The 19,751-nt window shown below is 39.8% G+C and carries 18 protein-coding genes and 4 tRNA genes; 16 read left to right on the top strand and 6 right to left on the bottom strand.

Annotated elements, in window-relative coordinates:
* Positions 1 to 86: 86 nt before the first annotated feature.
* The gene (locus I6E72_RS10035; RefSeq protein WP_007583901.1) at positions 87 to 536 is read right to left on the bottom strand and encodes a methyltransferase family protein; all 450 of its coding nucleotides are present in this window, start codon (positions 534 to 536) and stop codon (positions 87 to 89) included.
* Between the two features lie 208 nt (positions 537 to 744).
* Between I6E72_RS10035 and I6E72_RS10040 the strand changes: the two genes are divergently transcribed.
* Positions 745 to 987: a hypothetical protein gene (locus I6E72_RS10040; RefSeq protein ID WP_007583900.1), complete on the top strand. Its 243-nt coding sequence runs from the start codon at positions 745 to 747 to the stop codon at positions 985 to 987.
* Between the two features lie 4 nt (positions 988 to 991).
* On the opposite strand, the gene I6E72_RS10045 is transcribed toward I6E72_RS10040, so the two are convergent.
* The 5 genes from I6E72_RS10045 to I6E72_RS10065 form a co-directional block, all read right to left on the bottom strand.
* Entirely contained in the window at positions 992 to 2,014 is a 1,023-nt protein-coding gene (locus I6E72_RS10045; protein ID WP_197112199.1) for a hypothetical protein, read from the bottom strand.
* 101 nt (positions 2,015 to 2,115) lie between these two features.
* Positions 2,116 to 2,796 carry a tRNA (adenine(22)-N(1))-methyltransferase gene (locus I6E72_RS10050; protein WP_197112201.1) on the bottom strand — a complete coding sequence of 227 codons (681 nt, stop codon included), beginning with the start codon at positions 2,794 to 2,796 and terminating at the stop codon, positions 2,116 to 2,118.
* Positions 2,797 to 3,735, bottom strand: a complete 939-nt coding sequence (locus tag I6E72_RS10055) for a class I SAM-dependent methyltransferase (protein ID WP_165736317.1) — start codon at positions 3,733 to 3,735, stop codon at positions 2,797 to 2,799. It abuts the gene before it with no gap.
* A gap of 2 nt (positions 3,736 to 3,737) precedes the next feature.
* Positions 3,738 to 5,732 (bottom strand): excinuclease ABC subunit UvrB, encoded by a 1,995-nt coding sequence (gene uvrB, locus I6E72_RS10060; protein WP_007583893.1) that lies wholly within the window; start codon positions 5,730 to 5,732, stop codon positions 3,738 to 3,740.
* Complete coding sequence (locus I6E72_RS10065; RefSeq protein WP_024591018.1) at positions 5,729 to 7,108, bottom strand: MATE family efflux transporter; 1,380 nt, start codon at positions 7,106 to 7,108, stop codon at positions 5,729 to 5,731. The genes uvrB and I6E72_RS10065 overlap by 4 nt, the downstream gene beginning before the upstream one ends.
* Positions 7,109 to 8,161: 1,053 nt before the next feature.
* Here I6E72_RS10065 and I6E72_RS10070 point away from each other — a divergent pair.
* The 15 genes from I6E72_RS10070 (at position 8,162) to I6E72_RS10140 (ending at position 19,529) form a co-directional block, all read left to right on the top strand.
* Positions 8,162 to 8,238: transfer RNA gene (locus I6E72_RS10070), tRNA-Asn, on the top strand.
* Between the two features lie 13 nt (positions 8,239 to 8,251).
* Positions 8,252 to 8,328: transfer RNA gene (locus I6E72_RS10075), tRNA-Asn, on the top strand.
* A gap of 21 nt (positions 8,329 to 8,349) precedes the next feature.
* Positions 8,350 to 8,426: transfer RNA gene (locus I6E72_RS10080), tRNA-Asn, on the top strand.
* Positions 8,427 to 8,447: 21 nt separating this feature from the next.
* A tRNA-Asn gene (locus I6E72_RS10085) sits at positions 8,448 to 8,524 on the top strand.
* 148 nt (positions 8,525 to 8,672) lie between these two features.
* Positions 8,673 to 10,616, top strand: a complete 1,944-nt coding sequence (locus tag I6E72_RS10090; protein ID WP_007585367.1) for an EAL domain-containing protein — start codon at positions 8,673 to 8,675, stop codon at positions 10,614 to 10,616.
* Between the two features lie 15 nt (positions 10,617 to 10,631).
* Complete coding sequence (locus I6E72_RS10095) at positions 10,632 to 11,450, top strand: substrate-binding periplasmic protein (protein WP_197112203.1); 819 nt, start codon at positions 10,632 to 10,634, stop codon at positions 11,448 to 11,450.
* Positions 11,451 to 11,531: 81 nt separating this feature from the next.
* Positions 11,532 to 12,113: an electron transport complex subunit RsxA gene (rsxA, locus tag I6E72_RS10100; RefSeq protein WP_008172491.1), complete on the top strand. Its 582-nt coding sequence runs from the start codon at positions 11,532 to 11,534 to the stop codon at positions 12,111 to 12,113.
* A gap of 1 nt (position 12,114) precedes the next feature.
* Positions 12,115 to 12,669 carry an electron transport complex subunit RsxB gene (rsxB, locus tag I6E72_RS10105; RefSeq protein ID WP_007585357.1) on the top strand — a complete coding sequence of 185 codons (555 nt, stop codon included), beginning with the start codon at positions 12,115 to 12,117 and terminating at the stop codon, positions 12,667 to 12,669.
* Between the two features lie 8 nt (positions 12,670 to 12,677).
* Positions 12,678 to 15,260, top strand: a complete 2,583-nt coding sequence (gene rsxC, locus I6E72_RS10110) for an electron transport complex subunit RsxC (protein ID WP_197112205.1) — start codon at positions 12,678 to 12,680, stop codon at positions 15,258 to 15,260.
* Positions 15,257 to 16,315, top strand: coding sequence for an electron transport complex subunit RsxD (rsxD, locus tag I6E72_RS10115; RefSeq protein WP_197112213.1), 1,059 nt, complete (start codon positions 15,257 to 15,259; stop codon positions 16,313 to 16,315). The genes rsxC and rsxD overlap by 4 nt, the downstream gene beginning before the upstream one ends.
* The gene (gene rsxG / locus I6E72_RS10120) at positions 16,312 to 16,953 is read left to right on the top strand and encodes an electron transport complex subunit RsxG (RefSeq protein ID WP_002962266.1); all 642 of its coding nucleotides are present in this window, start codon (positions 16,312 to 16,314) and stop codon (positions 16,951 to 16,953) included. Before rsxD ends, rsxG begins: the two co-directional genes overlap by 4 nt.
* Positions 16,950 to 17,648: an electron transport complex subunit E gene (locus I6E72_RS10125; protein ID WP_010553676.1), complete on the top strand. Its 699-nt coding sequence runs from the start codon at positions 16,950 to 16,952 to the stop codon at positions 17,646 to 17,648. The genes rsxG and I6E72_RS10125 overlap by 4 nt, the downstream gene beginning before the upstream one ends.
* A 49-nt stretch (positions 17,649 to 17,697) precedes the next feature.
* Complete coding sequence (gene nth / locus I6E72_RS10130; RefSeq protein WP_165721424.1) at positions 17,698 to 18,330, top strand: endonuclease III; 633 nt, start codon at positions 17,698 to 17,700, stop codon at positions 18,328 to 18,330.
* Positions 18,331 to 18,334: 4 nt separating this feature from the next.
* The gene (locus I6E72_RS10135) at positions 18,335 to 18,868 is read left to right on the top strand and encodes a hypothetical protein (protein ID WP_024591502.1); all 534 of its coding nucleotides are present in this window, start codon (positions 18,335 to 18,337) and stop codon (positions 18,866 to 18,868) included.
* Entirely contained in the window at positions 18,840 to 19,529 is a 690-nt protein-coding gene (locus I6E72_RS10140; RefSeq protein ID WP_024591501.1) for a GGDEF domain-containing protein, read from the top strand. Before I6E72_RS10135 ends, I6E72_RS10140 begins: the two co-directional genes overlap by 29 nt.
* The last annotated feature ends 222 nt before the right edge of the window (positions 19,530 to 19,751 follow it).

Raw genomic sequence — 19,751 nt, forward strand, 5'->3', positions numbered from 1 at the left:
CACCAATTAATTAGTAATACAATTGCTGTAAACAAAAAAGGCTATCATCGATAGCCTTTTTTGTTTGTTTAATTTTAACGTAGAGATTACAACCAGCGTTTTACGCGCGCTTTATAGGCGGTAAACTCTTCGCCAAATAATTTAGTGAGCGCACGCTCCTCGGGTATTATTTGAAAAAACGTTAAATACGCAATAAACCCTATAATACATAAAAGTGCCCACAAGGAACTTAACCAAATACCCCACCCTGCTAAAATAAATGCAAAACCTACGTACATTGGGTTACGCGAAATCCGATAAATACCGCTAGTAATAAGTTTTGACGCTTGCTCAGGTTTATTAGGGTTTACAGTGGTGTTTGCTATTTTAAAACTCACCACCCCTGCAATACAAAAAACACACCCTATAATGACCAAACTTGCTGCTAAGTAGGTAATAAATGCGGTGAAATCAATAACACTATAATGCGCAATAAGCGCCATTATGCCTGCAAAAAACAGCACAACAATAACGGGAGGTATTTTATTATTTAACATGGCAACTCACTGTATTGGCTAAAGTATGTTTATTATATGGTGGCTATGCAGCCATTAAACAATATCTAAAGTGTATAAATGATGAACACGCTCAAACCTGAGCTTAAGTAAAGTATACAAATTAAGTTACAATTGTCAGCTTTATCAAAAGCGCTTAAAGGTTATACTTTAACCATAAACGAATAATAAAATGATAAGGAATAAGGTTATGTCTGGAACTACGATGATTGTACTTATTGTGCTAATTTCGGTTGGCTCAGGAGTAGTTTACGATATGTATAAAAAGCATCTTGAATTTAAGCATAAAATGCAAAACAACAACAGCGATGCCCATAAACAATTAGCTGAAACAAATGCACAAGTGCTTGCATTAAAAGAGCGTGTACAAACACTTGAGGCTATTGTTACCGATTCAAGCTTTAGCGTTAAAGATGAAATTAATAAGCTTTAAATTGTTATAAGTAATTTGGATATAAATGTGCATTTTCTGGCTGCTCAATGCCGTGAGCAGCTAAAAACCCACCAATAGCTTGCCCGCAGCCCTGTGGTGCTCGCCCGCTGTCTATCTCAAAATTTAACTGATTGGCATGTTGCTTACCCATAGAGCAAAGCCCTACGGTACTTGGCGAGCGCATAGCGATACTTAAGTTACCTATTTGCTCAACCACAACGTGCTTACTAAAGCGGGCAAAACCTTTGTACTTAAATTGCTCGTTTACGTAATCATTGCTTGTGGCTACTAATGCTGTAATTAAGGCGTGTAAAAAGCTATTAGCGGATGGATCTGCTGTTAAAAACGCGATTGTTTTTTTATTAAACTCGCTAAGTTGGCAATCTTCACACAACAGCTCAACAGTATATAAATGTTGCTCGGCTATTTGCTGCTGACTTTTAAGTTCAATACTTTTTCCTGCAAATACAATACGTTTAAGTACTTCATCAACACGGCTTTCAGCACTTTCACTTTTAACAAGCTCAGGGTTTTGCGCTATTACCGGTAAGTCGTGATGGTTATTAAATGGCGTACTTGTTGCACCGCTTTGCATTAACTGAAAGAGCTCTCTTACTTCATGTTCACGCGCTACTTTTAACGCTAAAAATGCAGTTTGAATAAGTTCTGAAGTAGGTAAGTTTTCCTCTACTATCCAGCGTCTGCCAAATAATAGCTTTTTGGCTTTACCTTCATTTGCAGATGCACTTTTTTGATAGTTGTCTGGGCTCAGCACTGCTACTTGCAGGTAAATTTCTTCACCTTTTTGTGCAGCAAGCACCCTAAAGTGAGCCGAAAATTCTATACTCTCAAGCACTTCGTTTACGCTTTCAAGCGTGTGCTTGTAACGTAAAAAATGTTGTGGCACTACCCAGCTACTATTAGCCAATTGCACAAGGGGTGCATAAGAAATAGGTTGCTCGTAACTGTGTTGCCATTTCTGCTCATTGCTAAGCAAATGATTAATGTGACTCTTGTTATCTGACATAAATAAACCAAATAAACTCGCGTTGTGCGATATAAACTATGAACACATTACGTCGTCAATGTCGTAATTAGATCACATGTACGCCCTACTTTCGGGCTTTTTTAACTATCGGTGAGTTCTTGATAGTCTGTTATAACTTTTTGATAGTATGGCTTATCTTTATTGAGCATTTTATTATAATGATTTATGAGTTGGCGCTGGTACATAGCGTGTTCTGCACTAGCAAAGTCCCACATTTTATTACCGGTGTGACTAATCTCATTATTGCTACTAAAGCTCACTTCAATCACTTCATAAAAACGTTTGTTGTCGTAAACTATTTGCTCACTTACAAGCCCTAAACCTAATTGCTTTAAACCGACTCGCAACTTATAAGTGTGATGCACTGGGCACAAAATAAAACGAACATTATTCAAATGCTCACTTACGTTATTAGCAATAATTTGTTGTATTAAACTTAACAACAGCTCACCGCCAACACCTGCGATTACAACTACTTGGCTTTTACTTTGAGCAATTTCAATTTTGCCTACATCCTGACATAAGACCTGCCACTGCGGATTTTTATTACAGGTTTTTTGTAATTTATTAATAGATGATAATTGCGTTTCTAGGTCGTTCATTAAAGTGGCGACTATATCTACAAAAATAACCTGGTTTGCAGCTGCGCGTTTTAATAGCGCCATGCCTAAATAACCATGGTCGCAGCAGCAATCCCAAATAATATCGTGATGCTGCGAAATTAATGTATCAATGGCAGTTAGGCGTTTGCTGAGCTTCATTTAATCAGCAGATTGTGACGTTTTGTAGATAAGTGCTTTTAAGCTTCTGTCGCTGTCTACTTCAATAAAACGCTCGGTAGGGGCTAGGCGCTCAACAAATTCAATTGCGCCTTGGGTGTGCTCGTTTATTAACGCCTTAAACGCCTCTTCGCTAAGCTCTGGGCTATTCGCGCACAATAACAATTGTGTGGTATCACAAAGTAGCTCTGGCAACCTGCGCAGTACTTTTTGATAGTCTTTAGTTAAAATAAAGCTGCCTTTTTGAAAGCTTGGCGGATCAACTATTATTAAGTCAAACGGGGCTGCTTTTTTTAGTTTTCCAAACGACTTTAAAATATCGTGAGGTAAAAAACTTACGCCACGCTCAAAACCATTTAATTGATGGTTTTGCTTGCCGACTTTAAGTACACCTTTGCTCATATCCATATTCATTACATGATCTGCTCCGCCTTGCATTGCTGCAAGCGAAAACCCACACGTGTACGAAAATAAATTAAGCACTTTGCCATGCTTACTATTAGCCATTACAAACTCACGGCCGCTGCGCATATCGGGAAATATTCCGGTATTTTGACGGCTCTGTAAATCAACCAAAAAACGAATGCCGTTTTCGGTTACAACATGCGGATTAGGTAATTGCCCATAAACCACGGTGTTTTGGCTTTGTACGCCAGCGCGTTGCTGATACACAAGTGACGTAATAAGCTCTGGCTGGTTTTTTTGTGCCCACTGCCACACAACATCGGTAAGCTCGCTTAGTGTTTGCTCGTCAATTTCGTCGTACGAAACCAAAAACAAACTTGGCGGATAAAAGTCTAAATTAATATGACTTAACGCCTCAACACTATGGCCACGGCCATGAAAAACACGGCACAGTTCATTTTTTAAAATTGGCGCATCTTCAAGCGCAGTAATAAGAGGAGTAAAGTTTGCTGTCATTTTTAATTAATCAACTGTTGTTGTAGTTCATGTATTTCATCGCGAACAGAGCCCGCTTTTTCAAATTCTAGGTCGCTTGCGTATGCATGCATTTTGGTTTCAAGCTGCTTAATTTGCACGGTAATTTCTTTCGCACTCAGTACCTTTTTAGAGTCTTTACGAACAAGTCTAAGGTTATCTTTAGGGCCGGCTTCTTCGCCTACATCCATCGCATCAAGAATCTTTTTGGCTAGTGAATGCGGTTCAATACCGTGTTCAATATTATAAGCATGCTGAATTTCGCGTCTGCGCGCTGTTTCGTCCATGGCCTTAGCCATCGATTTTGTAATTTTATCACCGTACAAAATAGCGCGACCATCTAAGTGACGTGCTGCACGACCAATGGTTTGAATGATTGAACGCGCTGAGCGTAAAAAGCCTTCTTTATCGGCATCAAGTATGGCTACTAGCGCCACTTCTGGCATATCCAGACCTTCTCGAAGTAAGTTAATGCCCACTAACACATCAAACACACCCGCACGTAAATCACGAATAATTTCAACCCGTTCAACCGTGTCTATGTCTGAATGTAAGTAACGCACTTTTACGTCGTGCTCACTTAAGTAATCGGTTAAATCCTCAGACATACGTTTGGTCAAAGTGGTTACAAGTACGCGTTCGCCCTTCTCTACACTTTTATAAATTTCTGAAAGTAAGTCATCAACCTGATCGCCCACTGGGCGCACTTCAATAAGTGGGTCAAGCAGCCCAGTTGGGCGAATTACTTGCTCTGCTATTGCGCCCACACAACGGTCTAACTCAAAGTCGCCTGGCGTTGCCGATACATAAATTGTTTGTGGTGAAATAGCTTCAAATTCTTCAAAGCGCAGCGGCCTGTTGTCCATTGCTGAGGGCATTCTGAAGCCATACTCAACCAGGTTTTCTTTTCGGCTTCTGTCGCCTTTATACATTGCCCCAATTTGCGATACGGTTACGTGCGATTCATCAATAATCATCAATGCGTCGTCTGGGAGGTAATCAAGTAATGTGGGTGGCGGATCGCCCGGCGTACGGCCCGATAAATAGCGGCTGTAGTTTTCTATACCAGAGCAATAACCTAGCTCCCGCATCATTTCTATATCGTATTGCGTACGCTGCGTTACGCGTTGCTCTTCTACTAATTTATTAGCACTGAGTAACTGGGCTCTTCGATCTTTTAGTTCTTCTTGTATTTTATCGATAGCACCGAGTATTTTTTCACGCGGGGTAACATAGTGTGTTTTTGGATAGATAGTGGTGCGTATTATATGCTTTTCGACGGCGCCTGTAAGCGGATCAAAAATACTCAAGCGCTCTATTTCGTCATCAAACATTTCTACGCGAATTGCGAAGGTGCTAGATTCTGCAGGAAATATATCAACCACTTCACCACGTACACGATATGTACCACGGCTAAAATCTATATCGTTGCGGGTGTATTGTATTTCAGCTAGGCGACGCAGCATGTCGCGTTGGTCTACTTTTTCGCCCACTTTTAAAAGTAGCATCATTTTCATGTATGATTTAGGGTCGCCCAAACCATAAATAGCCGATACCGACGCCACAATAATGGTGTCGCGACGCTCAAGCAGTGCTTTGGTCGCACTTAAACGCATTTGTTCTATGTGCTCGTTTATCGAGGCATCTTTTTCAATAAATGTGTCGCTTGATACAACATAGGCTTCTGGCTGGTAGTAATCGTAATACGATACAAAATACTCAACCGCATTTTTAGGGAAAAACTCTTTCATTTCCCCATATAGCTGCGCAGCAAGCGTTTTATTGTGCGCCATTATTATTGTCGGACGGTTTAAATCGTTAATAATATTAGCCATGGTAAAGGTTTTACCTGTACCGGTGGCACCTAATAAAGTTTGGTGTGCAAGGCCTGCTTCTAATCCTTCACATAGCTGCTTAATCGCTGTGGGCTGATCGCCTGCTGGTTTAAAATGTGATTTTAACTGAAAATGATCGCTCAATTATTGCACTCCTGTAACGATTCGCCGCTCAGCGCTTCTAGTTTTTTCATAAACCATTTGTATGCCACTATTGCTGTAAATAAGTTACCTAAAGCAGCGCCAATAAATAGCCCTAATAATCCGGCTATTTCGTTGCCTACATAAGCAAATGGTACATAAAATATGAATAACCGAATGACACTTAATACCAATGCGTACATTGGTTTGTGTAAAGCATTAAACGATGAATTTGATAATATGATCACCCCTTGTAAGCCATAGCTTAGCGGGATGGTATAAATAAAGAGTTTAATTACATCTATTACGGCTTGTTCTTTACCAAATAATTGGCTTATAACACCTGAGAATGCAATGAGTAATACGTAAATGGCAAATTGCCATACCATCACAAATTTTAGTGTGCCGGTATACGCTTCTTTAACGCGGCATAATTTGCCAGCGCCAAAGTTTTGGCTAACAAATGGCGGTAATGTCATTGATAGCGCAAGCACTAATATACTTGCAATAGATTCTATTCGGCTTCCTACCCCAAATGCAGCTACGGCCTCTGGCCCGTGGTGCGCAACCATAGCGGTCATTACGGCCATTGCAACCGGTGTAAGCATGTTTGCGCCGGCAGCAGGCAAACCAATTTTTAATATTTTACGAATAGCGCCCGTCACTGTTTGCTTGCCTGCTTTTAGGCTCAACAAGCGTTTTTTAACCGCTAATATATATAAAATAATAACCACAGCAACAGACCATGCAATAACGCTTGCTATGGCCGCGCCTTGAATACCTAACGCTGGTACTGGCCCAAAACCAAATATCAATATAGGGTCGAGTACGGCGTTTATGAGCCCTGCTCCACCCATTACTATACTTGGCGTTTTTGTATCGCCACTGGCGCGCAGTACCGAGTTACCAATCATTGGGGTTATTAAAAATACACTACCAATAAACCATATATTCATGTATTCGTGTATTAACGGCAATACTTGTGCGCCCGCTCCTAGCAAAGTAAATATGGGGTCAATCAGTAAATACCCAACAGATGACAACACAATAACCAGAACCACACCTACCATTAAAGAAATACTGGCGTCAAAACGCGCTTCATCTATTTTATTACTCCCGAGCGCTTTTGCTATTACCGCCGATGTACCGATCCCCAGCCCTATTGCTAAGCTAATAACGGTAAAGGTAACCGGAAATGTAAAGCTCACCGCTGCAAGCGGCTCAGTGCCTAGTAAGCTTATAAAGAATGTATCGACAATATTGAACATCATTAGCGTGATCATGCCGAATATCATCGGGATGGTCATCGTCTTTAATGTGGGCAAGATGGGATCGTTTAGTAAATCTGGGCGAGTCTGGGATTTTGAAATTGCGCGCATGAAATAAATAGGCCTCTTTTACTGAACGAATCATTTTAAAGCATCAAGGCAGTTCAAGCCACGGATTTATCACTACAATTGAAGTAATTAAAGAAGTAAAGATTCGAAAAAATAGTAAAACTTAGTTTTTGCATCTTTTTGTTAAAATAGAGCCTAAACACACCAAAAACCAATTAAAACACATTTTTATAACTTTTATTACAAACACCCAGTGATATATGATGCTTTTTTACACAAAGGTATTGCTTGGTTTATCGTTACGAAAAAATTCCCTCATCGAGTTGCATACATTCAGTATCAAATCATAACCCTTTGTTTTATATTGAATTAAAAATAGTGATTTAAAAGCTTGAAATCGTTGTAGCACCCTAAACCATTGGTGCCGATGATGTTCTTAAAGTTTCATAAACAGAGTTATCCACAGAAACCGTGGATAACTCATTCAAACCCGCATTTATAAAGGCTTTGAGAGAGCCTCCATTTTCGGTGATATCCAACCAATTGACCATTTGTTGATTGTGGCATTTTTATAAACTCACGCTAAAAACTGTAGCTGACCAATTTTTCTTCTTAACATAGTTGTACGTTAGGTATAAAAAAACGTTTAATACAAAGTTAAGTTATTGATTGCTCTATTTTTGAACGGATAAAACAAATACTCATTTTATACATAGTGATTAGATCACAATTTAGATCAAAAAATATTTCTGCGAATATACGCATAGGTATATTTTTAGAAAATTAAAACAAAAAACGAATTAAATACGAAAAATATCGCTAAGTAAAAAATGAGTTTTTTATGTTTTTGAGTTGTTTTTTAATAACAAGCCACTTTAATACCGTGTTTAATTTAACCAATTTGAAGACTCAGCAATAATAAAAGTCACATTGTTATTCTTAAATTTTTAAAAAAGTAACTTTAATAGAGCTATAAAACACGCAGATCGAACACAAAAACAACGAATAAACCTCTTTTTTCAATTTATGACTTTTATATGTTGACACTTTGCGGCGCGGTCATTAATATTTCGCCCCGTTGAAAGGCAAGACGCTTCCCCCTTAGCTCAGTTGGTTAGAGCGACGGACTGTTAATCCGCAGGTCCCCCGTTCGAGTCGGGGAGGGGGAGCCAAGTTTTTTACGATTCCCCCTTAGCTCAGTTGGTTAGAGCGACGGACTGTTAATCCGCAGGTCCCCCGTTCGAGTCGGGGAGGGGGAGCCAAGTTTATGTTTATGATGTAGTTCCCCCTTAGCTCAGTTGGTTAGAGCGACGGACTGTTAATCCGCAGGTCCCCCGTTCGAGTCGGGGAGGGGGAGCCAAATTCATAATTATCATTTAGTTCCCCCTTAGCTCAGTTGGTTAGAGCGACGGACTGTTAATCCGCAGGTCCCCCGTTCGAGTCGGGGAGGGGGAGCCAATTCTAAGAATTTCATAGACATCTCAAGCTAATTCCACTACTCTTCCTTATATAACTAAAGCATTAGTTTATTCCTTAATGCGCTGTACTTAGTTTATTAATCAAGGACTTGATTCCTTCCCTTTTGAATTATTAAAAGACTGAAAACATGGCTGGATTTAAAAAACTTATTTTTATACAAATTATCTCTTGGTTATTGTGTGTTGCAGCAGGAAGCTACTTCATATCTATAAGCTTTGATACTGCGGTAAGTGATGCACAAAAAAGTGCGCAAACTACTGTTACTAAGTATATTAATGACCTTTCTTTAGACGATATTTCTGCTCAAAATTTAAAACAATCAATTGCAGATGGTAAAACGTTTTCAAGCTTTACTCTAAGAGATTACCAAGGGGCTGAAATATTTAGCATTAACCCCCCTACTCAATTACCAATGTTTGCTGATTTTGTACTCTCTAACTTTAACTCAGTGCGCCCTCAATTTGCTGTAAATGACGCCTCAGATATAAAAGTTGAATTTGTACTTAACATTGAGCATTTAGCGTCGCAGCTACAAACGTCCCTTTTTATTGTTATTTTGATTTCTGCCATTTTAGTTATTATTCCAATAATTCTAATGAAATCTATTTTTTACCATTTAAATAAAAACATAAGTACAACAGTTGCTGACATTATCGATATTTATATCAATCAAAACCAAGTTGATAATGATTTAGAAACAGCACTAGATGGCACTCGATTGAAAAAAATGGGAAAAGATTTAGTACCTAGCTTTAATCGATTATCACATTTCTTAAAAAACAAAAACGAAGACATACAAAGCGCTGCTATGACTATTAAGCATGAAGCGTACAAAGATGTAATTACCTCGCTTGGTAATCGTAATATGTTTGTTGAGTACTACGAAAAAAACATTGAAAACACTGAGCAAAGTACATTTGGATCTTTAGCTATGGTTCGTTGTAGCGAACTACAAGCTATAAACCAAAGCCGTGGTTATCAAAAAGGTGATGAGTACGTTAAAGGCGTTGCCGATATTATTAAGCACATAAGCGGCACTTACACTGGCAGCCAAGTATTTAGATTAAACAGCTCTGACTTTGCTGTCGTACTACCCCACATTCCTTTAAAAGAAGCTGAGCGCTTTGGTGAAAACCTGCAATCGCGCTTCACGCAGTACCAACAAAACCAAGAGTTAAGCTCGGTAGCTAATACGGGTATTGTAGGATACGAAAAAGGTAAGCCGTTAGGCGAATTGCTTTCTGTTGTTGATAACGCAATGAGCATGGCGCAATCAAAACAAGTAAACGCATGGCACGTACAACGCGAAACCGATTTAGTTAATAACGTAAGTGCGGGTTTTGGTAATCAAAACTGGCGTAAGGTTATTAAAGAAGTTATTGAATCTAAGCGTGTGCATTTAGTGATGCAAAACATTATGCCGCTTGGTAAAAGCATAAAAGCCTACGCTGAAGTACAAGTTCGATTTAAAACAGAAGACAATCAAGTACTGCCTACCGCTTCTTTTTTAGCGATGGCCGAAAAGCTTGATATGGCAATAGAAATTGATCGCCTGATAATTGACTCTTCTCTTGAAAAGGTTAAAAGCCGTAATTTATCTGAAAAGTTTTTTGGTTTAAACGTAACAGCCTCTAGTGCACACAACGATCAGTTTGTAATTTGGCTAGAGCGTCGATTATTGAAAGATACGCATATTGCATCTAAACTTGTATTTGAAGTAAGTGAGTTTGGTTTACAGCAAAACATCAAGGCTAGTAAGCGCTTTATCGACATGGTTCACCGTGTTGGCGCACGCGTTACAGTTGAACGTTTTGGTGTTGGCTTAACTTCATTTAAGTTTTTCCGAGATTTAAAACCTGACTTTATTAAAATGGACGCAAGTTATACTCGCGGCCTCGAAGACGATAAAAACAATCAGTACTTTATGCGCTTAATGGTCGATTTAGCCCACCGCATTGGTGTTAGTGTATTTGCTGAGGGCGTTGAGAGCCAAGAAGAAAAGCACATTATAGAAACGTTGTGTTTAGATGGCGTTCAAGGTTATTACATAGAAAAACCTAAAGACATATAGTCTATTGGAGGCATCATGAAAAGAGTAATTACCTTTATTATACTTTTTATTATGCCTTTGAGTTTGTACGCAAACGCCCCGCAAAAAGAATTAGTTTTTAGCACTCATAACTATCCTCCATTTTCATTTGTTGATGAACACGATAATGCCGCTGGCCCCTTTGTTGATATACTTACCTTAGCGTGTAAACGCCTCAATTATAAATGTGAGTTTGTCAGCGTACCAAATCGTCGCTCTAAGCTCATGTTAAAAAACCTGCAAGCTCAAGGAAACTTTCCTATGGGCTGGAATCTTGACCGCAACGAATGGCTTTATTTTTCGATCCCGCTTATGAAAATGCAATATGGCTTTTTTCAACCTGAGGGTGCAAAAAAAACCATCAAAAGCCTCAATGATCTACAAAAAATGCAAATTGCTGTTTTTGGCCCTTCAAATGCATCTTTTCAACTAATCAAAATACAGCAACAAATGATTAAAGACGGATTGAGGGAATTTGATATTGTTTTACTCACCGATGCCAATGGCACGGGTGTAAAAATGATAGAAAACAATCGTATAGATGGGTACTTTGCCAATACTTTACAAGCACGCGCTAGGCTAAAACAATTTAACTTACATCATGTTAATTTGGCCTTTTTACAAAGCGAATCCCCCTATTTTATTGGTTTTAATAAAATTCAATTATCTCCTGAACAAATTGCCCTATTTAATAAAGTACTATTAGATTTATACCAAGAGCACGATCAATTTAAAGATATTTTAAAGCCATATAATATCGATCCTATTCTAATTACCCCTGAAATCTTAAGTCACTTTAATATCATTACTGATTGAGTCGTTTATTTGCTTCTCATGTGTTGTTAATCGATAAAGAAAAAAGGATAATACCCACGTTTATTATAGCGTGAGGCACACATGACAGAATATGTCTTGTTATTGATTGGAACCGTTCTGGTTAATAACTTTGTATTAGTACAATTTTTAGGCTTATGTCCGTTTATGGGCGTATCAGGTAAGCTTGATACGGCGATTGGTATGTCTTTGGCAACCACGTTTGTGCTTACTCTTGCCTCTGTAACTAGCTATTTAGTTAATCAATATATTTTAATCCCTCTGGATATCGCCTTTTTACGCACCATGAGCTTTATTTTAGTGATTGCCGTTGTAGTGCAATTTACCGAAATGGTTGTGCGTAAAACAAGCCCTACTCTATATCGTTTATTAGGCATATTTTTACCGCTGATCACCACTAACTGTGCGGTATTAGGTGTGGCTTTATTAAATATCAAAGAAGATCATTCGTTTTTACAATCTGCAGTGTATGGTTTTGGTGCTGCGGTTGGTTTTTCTTTAGTGCTTGTATTGTTTGCAGCACTACGAGAGCGTTTAGCCGCTGCTGACGTTCCTACGCCTTTTAAAGGCGCCTCTATTGCAATGATCACTGCAGGCTTAATGTCGATGGCGTTTATGGGTTTTACTGGATTAGTGAAGTTTTAATATGACCTTGTTTTATGCCTTGATAGCGATTGGTTCGCTAGCACTCATTTTTGGACTTATTTTAGGGTTTGCAGCAATTCGCTTTCGCGTTGAAGGTAACCCTATTGTTGAGCAAATTGATACTATTTTGCCGCAAACTCAATGCGGACAATGTGGCTACCCGGGTTGTCGCCCTTACGCCGAAGCCATAGCCAATGGCGATGAAATAAATAAATGCCCACCGGGCGGCGAATCAACCATGAAAAAGCTTGCCGGCTTAATGGGTGTTGATGAAAAACCACTTGCCGGTGGCGAGCAAGCAGAACCTATAAAAACAGTGGCTTATATTCGCGAAGATGAATGTATTGGCTGTACCAAATGTATTCAAGCCTGCCCGGTTGACGCCATTTTGGGCGCAACTCGTCAAATGCACACTGTATTAATTGATGAATGTACTGGCTGTGATTTATGTGTTGAGCCTTGCCCTGTAGATTGCATTGATATGCTACCTGTAGCCGAAACTAAACAAAACTGGAAATGGCAGCTAGATGCTATTCCTGTTACACAAATAGATTAGAGGTTTGAGTGGACAAGTTACTTGAACAAATAAAAAAAGGCACCGTGTGGGCATTTCCTGGCGGCATACACCCACCACAACAAAAATCACTCTCTAATAGTGCGAGTATCACTCGCCTACCTTTGCCCGACAAACTCATTGTTGCGCTTAAGCAACACATAGGCGCAAACGGTAAGTTACTTGTAGAAAAAGGCCAACACGTCTTAAAAGGCCAACCACTTACAGCGCCTGCTGCTAACTGGTCGGTACCTGTGCATGCGCCAAGCTCTGGTGTGGTTACTGATATTGCACCTATGCCATCAGCACATCCATCGGCCCTACCTGAACTAAGTGTTATTATTGAACCAGACGGCAAAGACGAATGGGTAGCTCTAAATAAAAATAAAAATCCTGCTGAGCTTAGTCATGATGAGCTGATAAATATTATTCACCAAGCCGGTATTAGCGGTATGGGTGGTGCTGGTTTTCCTACTTATGTAAAAGCAGATACCAAGCAACCTATCGAATTTTTGATTGTAAATGCTGTTGAGTGCGAACCTTATATTACTGCCGATGACGTTTTAATGCGCGAACACGCTAAAGAAGTTATCCAAGGCATTGAAATAATGCAGCAGCTTTTAAACCCAACACTGTGCATTGTGGGTATAGAAGATAACAAGCCTGAAGCTATTGCAGCAATGAAGCAAGCAGCTGAGCATAACTCAAAAATTATTATTCAAACGGTGCCAACTATTTACCCATCTGGCGGTGAAAAGCAATTAATTAAATTACTTACTAACCGTGAAGTTCCTAGTATTGGTATTCCTGCCGATATTGGTATTTTAGTGCATAACACCGGGACTTTGTTTGCCGTACAACAAGCCGTTTATGAAGGTAAACCACTCATTGAACGTATAGTTACGGTAACAGGCAACACTATTCATAAACCTGGAAATGTATGGGCACTACTTGGCACTGAAATAAAGCATTTACTTGATTGCCAAGGTTTCTCGCCTGTACCGCAGCAAAGTGTTGTAATGGGCGGCCCAATGATGGGCTTTACGCTACCCACAGTGCGTATTGGCATAGTTAAAACAACCAACTGTATTTTAGCACCTGATCATAAAGAGCTAGCGGAGCCCGGCCCTGAAAAAGCCTGTATACGTTGTAGCGCCTGTGCCGATGCCTGCCCTGCTTCTTTACTGCCACAGCAATTGCAGTGGTTTGCTAAATCAAAAGAGTACGACAAACTACAAGAGCATAATTTATTTGACTGTATTGAATGTGGTGCTTGTGCATATGTGTGTCCAAGCGAAATCCCTCTTGTACAGTACTACCGTATAGCCAAAGTTGAAATTAAAGAACAACAAGCTGACAAAATTAAAGCCGACAGAGCAAAAGAGCGTTTTGATGCACGAAAAGAGCGTTTAGATCGCGAGCAAGAAGAACGTCAAAACCGCCACAAACGTAAACCTGCCGCTAAATCTGCTGACGAAAAGCAAAAAGTAGCAGAGGCACTAGCCCGCGTTAAAAATAAATCAGATAACGGCGATGAAAAATCAGCTGTTGCAGCCGCTATTGCACGCGCTAAAGCTAAAAAGCTAGGCGACCAATCTGCTGAATTAGAACCTGACAACAGCGAAGTAGCAAAAGAGCGCGCACTACGTAAAGAACAAGCGCGTAAATATAAAGAGCAAAAATCTCAAACAGATGAATCCGCCGAGACTGCACCCGTTGATGATAAAAAATCAGCAGTCGCTGCAGCCATTGCCCGCGCTAAAGCTAAAAAAGCAGCACAAGCATTAGATAACGCTGAACAAACAACAAGTGAAGAGCCACAAAACGATGCCCCTGTTGATGATAAAAAATCAGCGGTAGCTGCGGCCATTGCTCGTGCTAAAGCCAAAAAGGCAGCACAAGCATTAGATAACGCTGAGCAAACCGTGAGTGAAGAGCCACAAAGCGATGCCCCTGTTGATGACAAAAAAGCAGCGGTAGCGGCGGCCATTGCTCGTGCAAAAGCTAAAAAAGCGGCTAAAGCATTAGATGGCGCTGAGCAAACCCTGAGTGAAGAGCCACAAAGCGATACGCCTGCTGATGATAAAAAAGCAGCCGTAGCGGCGGCCATTGCTCGCGCAAAAGCCAAAAAAGCGGCTAAAGCATTAGAAGACGCTGAGCAGTCCGTGAGTGAAGAGCCACAAACTGATGCCCCTGTTGATGACAAAAAAGCAGCAGTAGCGGCGGCCATTGCTCGTGCAAAAGCCAAAAAAGCAGCTAAAGCATTAGAAGAAACCGAGCAAACCGTGAGTGAAGAGCCACAAAGCGCGGCATCCGTTGATGATAAAAAAGCAGCGGTAGCTGCGGCCATAGCTCGTGCTAAAGCTAAAAAAGCGGCTAAAGCACTAGAAGATACCGAACAAACTCAGCCCCAAGAGCTACAAGTTGATAGCGCAGCACCTAAGAGTGCAGAAAGTAACACCGATGACTCATCAGTTCTTATTAACGCAGATAAACCTAAATCAGCCGACGATAAGAAAAAAGCCGCCGTGGCTGCTGCAATTGCGAGAGCAAAAGCTAAAAAGTTACAAAAAGAAGGAAATAATCAGTCATGAAATTAACCATGGCCAGTTCGCCGCATAATCACAGCCATAAATCGTTAACGCGATTAATGCTTAGCGTTATTGCTGCGTGTATTCCTGGGCTAATTGCTCAAGTTTTCTTTTTTGGTACAGGTGTGCTTATTCAACTGGTACTAGCGCTTGTTGCTGTAAGCGTATTTGAAGCTGCAATAATGCTAATACGAAAGCGCCCTGTTTGGCCTGCATTAAGTGATGGCAGTGCGTGGCTTACTGCCGTGTTATTGGCACTGAGTATTCCACCACTTGCGCCTTGGTGGATAATCGTTATTGGCTGTTTATTTTCTATCGTTATAGTTAAACAGCTTTATGGCGGCCTTGGGTTTAATTTATTCAATCCAGCAATGGCGGCTTATGTACTGCTATTAGTTTCGTTTCCGGTACAAATGACCGCATGGTTGCCTGTTACCGATTTAATAAATACGCCAATAGGCTTTGCTGATCAGCTAAGGCTAATATTTACCGATTTTACGGCCTCTGGGTTTAGCCTTGATCAAGTACGCGCAGGGGTTGATGGCCTAACAATGGCAACACCGCTGGATACTGTTAAAACAGACATAACACACGGTTTAACCGTTACCGAGAGCATGCAAAAGCCATTATTTAACGAATGGGCTGGCCTTGGTTGGGTGTGGGTTAACTTAGGCTTTTTAGTGGGTGGTTTATACTTATTAAAAGCAAAAATAATTAACTGGCATATTCCTGTAAGTTTTATCGCAAGTTTAGCTGTATGTAGTGCTATTGGTTATATCGCATCACCTGGTACAGAGCCGGGCACCCTATTTCACTTATTAAGTGGTGCCACTATGATGGGGGCCTTTTTTATAGCAACCGATCCGGTATCTGCAGCAACAACTAACAAAGGACGCTTAATTTATGGCGCGCTAATTGGCTTACTAATTTATTTAATTCGTACCTTTGGTGGTTTTCCTGATGCCATCGCATTTAGCGTATTATTGATTAATATTGCAGTGCCGCTAATCGACTACTACACACAGCCACGTACTTATGGCCATGGAGCAGTAAAATGATCATTTCGTCAATGGCTAAAAATGGTGCTATTTTAACTGCGTTTGCTTTAGCAACAACGGGCTTAGTTGCCTCTATCAACGCGCTTACTGCCGATAAAATTGCAGAGCAAGAACAACTGCAACTTACTGCGCAGCTACAAGAAGTGCTCGACCCAAAATCGTACGACAATCAATTATCACAAGATTGCGTAATTATTACTGACGAAAAACTAGGCCCACACGCAAACCAAGTAATTTACCGTGCTCGTAAAAACAATAAACCAGTCGCTGTTGTTATTAGGCATGTTACGCCAAACGGCTACAGTGGCGATATTAACTTATTAACAGCTGTATTGAGCGATGGCACTATTGCTGGCGTGCGTACGACTAAACACGAAGAAACCCCTGGTTTAGGCGACAAAGTAGAAGTTAAAAAATCACTTTGGATCACAACATTTAAAAGCTTAACGGTTGAAGGCGAAGAAGACGCTCGCTGGGCTGTAAAAAAAGATGGCGGCCAGTTTGATCAATTTACAGGCGCGACCATAACGCCACGTGCTGTTGTGGGCTCTGTTAAAAATGCCGTATTGTTCGCACAAACTAATTTTGATGATATTTTTGCAGCACCTAATGCCGAATGTATGGAGGTAGCTAAATGAGTGAGTTAAAAACATTATACAAAGAAGGTGTATGGGTAAATAACCCTGCCCTTGTGCAGCTTTTAGGTTTATGTCCACTGCTTGCCGTTACCTCAACTGTAACAAATGCCTTAGGTTTAGGCTTAGCAACTTTACTCGTACTAATAGGCTCAAATGTTACCGTATCAATTGTGCGTAACTGGGTGCCAAAAGATATTCGTATACCTGTATTTGTAATGATCATCGCGGGCTTTGTAACAATAGTTCAATTACTCATGAACGCTTATACCTTTGGTTTATATCAATCATTAGGGATTTTTATCCCGTTGATTGTAACTAACTGCGCCATTATTGGCCGCGCCGAAGCATACGCCTCTAAAAACCCTGTTCATTTATCAGCATTTGACGGCTTAATGATGGGCTTAGGCTTTATGGCTGTACTGTTAGTATTAGGTACTATGCGCGAACTAATCGGCCAAGGTACGCTGTTTGACGGTGCCGACTTATTACTTGGCCCATGGGCACAGAGCTTGCGCATAGAAGTATTTAACTTTGATAACCAATTTTTACTCGCAATTTTACCACCGGGTGCCTTTTTAGGTCTTGGACTACTTATTGCTGCTAAAAACGTAATTGACGCACAAATAAAATCAAAGCAAATTGCACCGCCAGAGGCTGAAAAAGGCCCTCGAGCACGTGTTACCAGCTTAACTTAAGGGGAAAACGTATTAGAGCAACAATTAGCACTAATACGTTTTAAGTTGCATGAATAAAGAAAAACGTCACCAAATACTGTCGCGCCTACGCGACGATAACCCACATCCAGTTACAGAGCTTGAATATTCAAGCCCATTTGAGTTACTAGTAGCGGTAACCCTCTCAGCGCAAGCAACCGATGTAGGCGTTAATAAAGCCACTCGAAAGTTGTTCCCTGTTGCCAATACGCCACAAGCCATTTTAGACTTAGGTCACGATACACTGCGTGATTATATAAAAACCATCGGCTTATTTAATTCTAAAGCTGCCAACGTTTACAAAATGTGCCAAATTTTGGTGGATGAACATAACAGCATCGTGCCAGAAAATCGTGAAGCCCTAGAAGCCCTACCAGGCGTTGGCCGTAAAACCGCTAATGTTGTACTTAATACCGCCTTTGGCTGGCCTGTAATAGCCGTAGATACACACATATTTCGTGTATCTAACCGTACAAAGCTTGCCATGGGTAAAGATGTTGTAGCTGTAGAACAAAAGCTTGAAAAGGTTGTACCAAAAGAATTTAAAGTAGACGTGCATCATTGGCTGATACTGCACGGACGTTACACCTGCGTAGCACGTAAACCAAAGTGTGGCAGCTGTATTATTGAAGACTTGTGTGAGTTTAAAGAAAAAACGGAATAACGAGTTGAAAAGCTATAGTGGTAAAACTCAATTATACAATTTGCTTTTAGCAATTACTTCAGCCTTCTGTATCTGGCTTTCAAATGGCTTTATCACCTTTATTGCTTTTAACGAGTCTGTTGCGGGAGTAACATTTGAAGAACTTTTGATCATATTTTCAAATGTCGATCTTTTACAGGTTTTGACCTTTCCTGAGTTTTGGGAAGCTAATGAAAATCATTCTTTTATTGAGGCCCCAAGTTTTTGGTTTGAGCCGATGACTGTTTTATCTTCTATAAGCTCATTACTTCTTATAATTTTATTTTCAACGTATGTAACTAAGTTGAAGCCTGAAACGATATCTTTATCTCTACTCTTAATTGGATTTTTATACCTGGTTGTTTCATGGGGTGTTTTGCTAGATGTATCTGATGCAAAGATGATTGGGCCCTATTTAAGTATTGGTATTCAAGGTCTATTATTACATTCATTTATAAGTTGCCTAATTTGTGTTTCTACTTTATCAAAAAATGTATATTTTAAATTTAGCACTAATTAGCCTTTCTTTATTCAGTAGCTTTGCATTTCCAAGCGAAATAGATTGGCAAAACAAAGCGGCTGATCATATTAGGTTAAATATAATTCTGTTCATTAATCTTAGCCTTTTCATTCTAATTTTACTTTTCTCATTTCGACATATTAAAAGATTAAAACGACTAAATATAACCATCACTAATGAATCGTTAATCGACCCTTTGACAAAAGTATTAAATAGGAGAGGCTTCCATGAACAAGTTTCACGCTTAGATAAACAAAGCGGCTTTTTACTAATTGCAGATATAGATAACTTTAAACTCATCAATGATCAATTTGGACATAATGCTGGTGACAAAGTCCTTCAAAGAGTAGCCCATGCTCTAAAATTTCAAACTAGAGAGAAAGATATTGTAGGGCGATATGGCGGAGAAGAGTTTGTAGTTTTCTTTCCTAGCCATGATGTTGAAATTGTAAAAATGATTTCACAACGGCTTGTAGAGGCAATTGCGAGTCTTAATTTAACTGATATATCACCTGAATTACAAAGAGTTACAATTAGTGCTGGTGTAGATAAAGGCGATACAAAACACTGTAAGTTTGAAAAATTATATGAAAACGCAGATAAACTGTTATATCAAGCTAAAAGTGCTGGTAAAAATCAAGTTATCGTATTTGATAACTAACAGGTTAAACCTTGGCTAGCACACTTCTATTCGAACTCTAGTGATAAGATAGCTAATCGTTTAGCTGCCAGTCGATTCTATATTATTAATAAATTGCGCCGCATTAACTAAACGCTCACTAACAATAAATTGAGTCGTATTTTTAACCCAAGGCCTAGCAATATTTTTGTAATTTAATTTAGATAACCCGCAGAATGTGACTATTAATAGAACATTATCAAA

The sequence above is a fragment of the Pseudoalteromonas sp. NSLLW24 genome, from assembly GCF_015864725.1.
In the GTDB taxonomy this organism is placed as follows: domain Bacteria; phylum Pseudomonadota; class Gammaproteobacteria; order Enterobacterales; family Alteromonadaceae; genus Pseudoalteromonas; species Pseudoalteromonas arctica.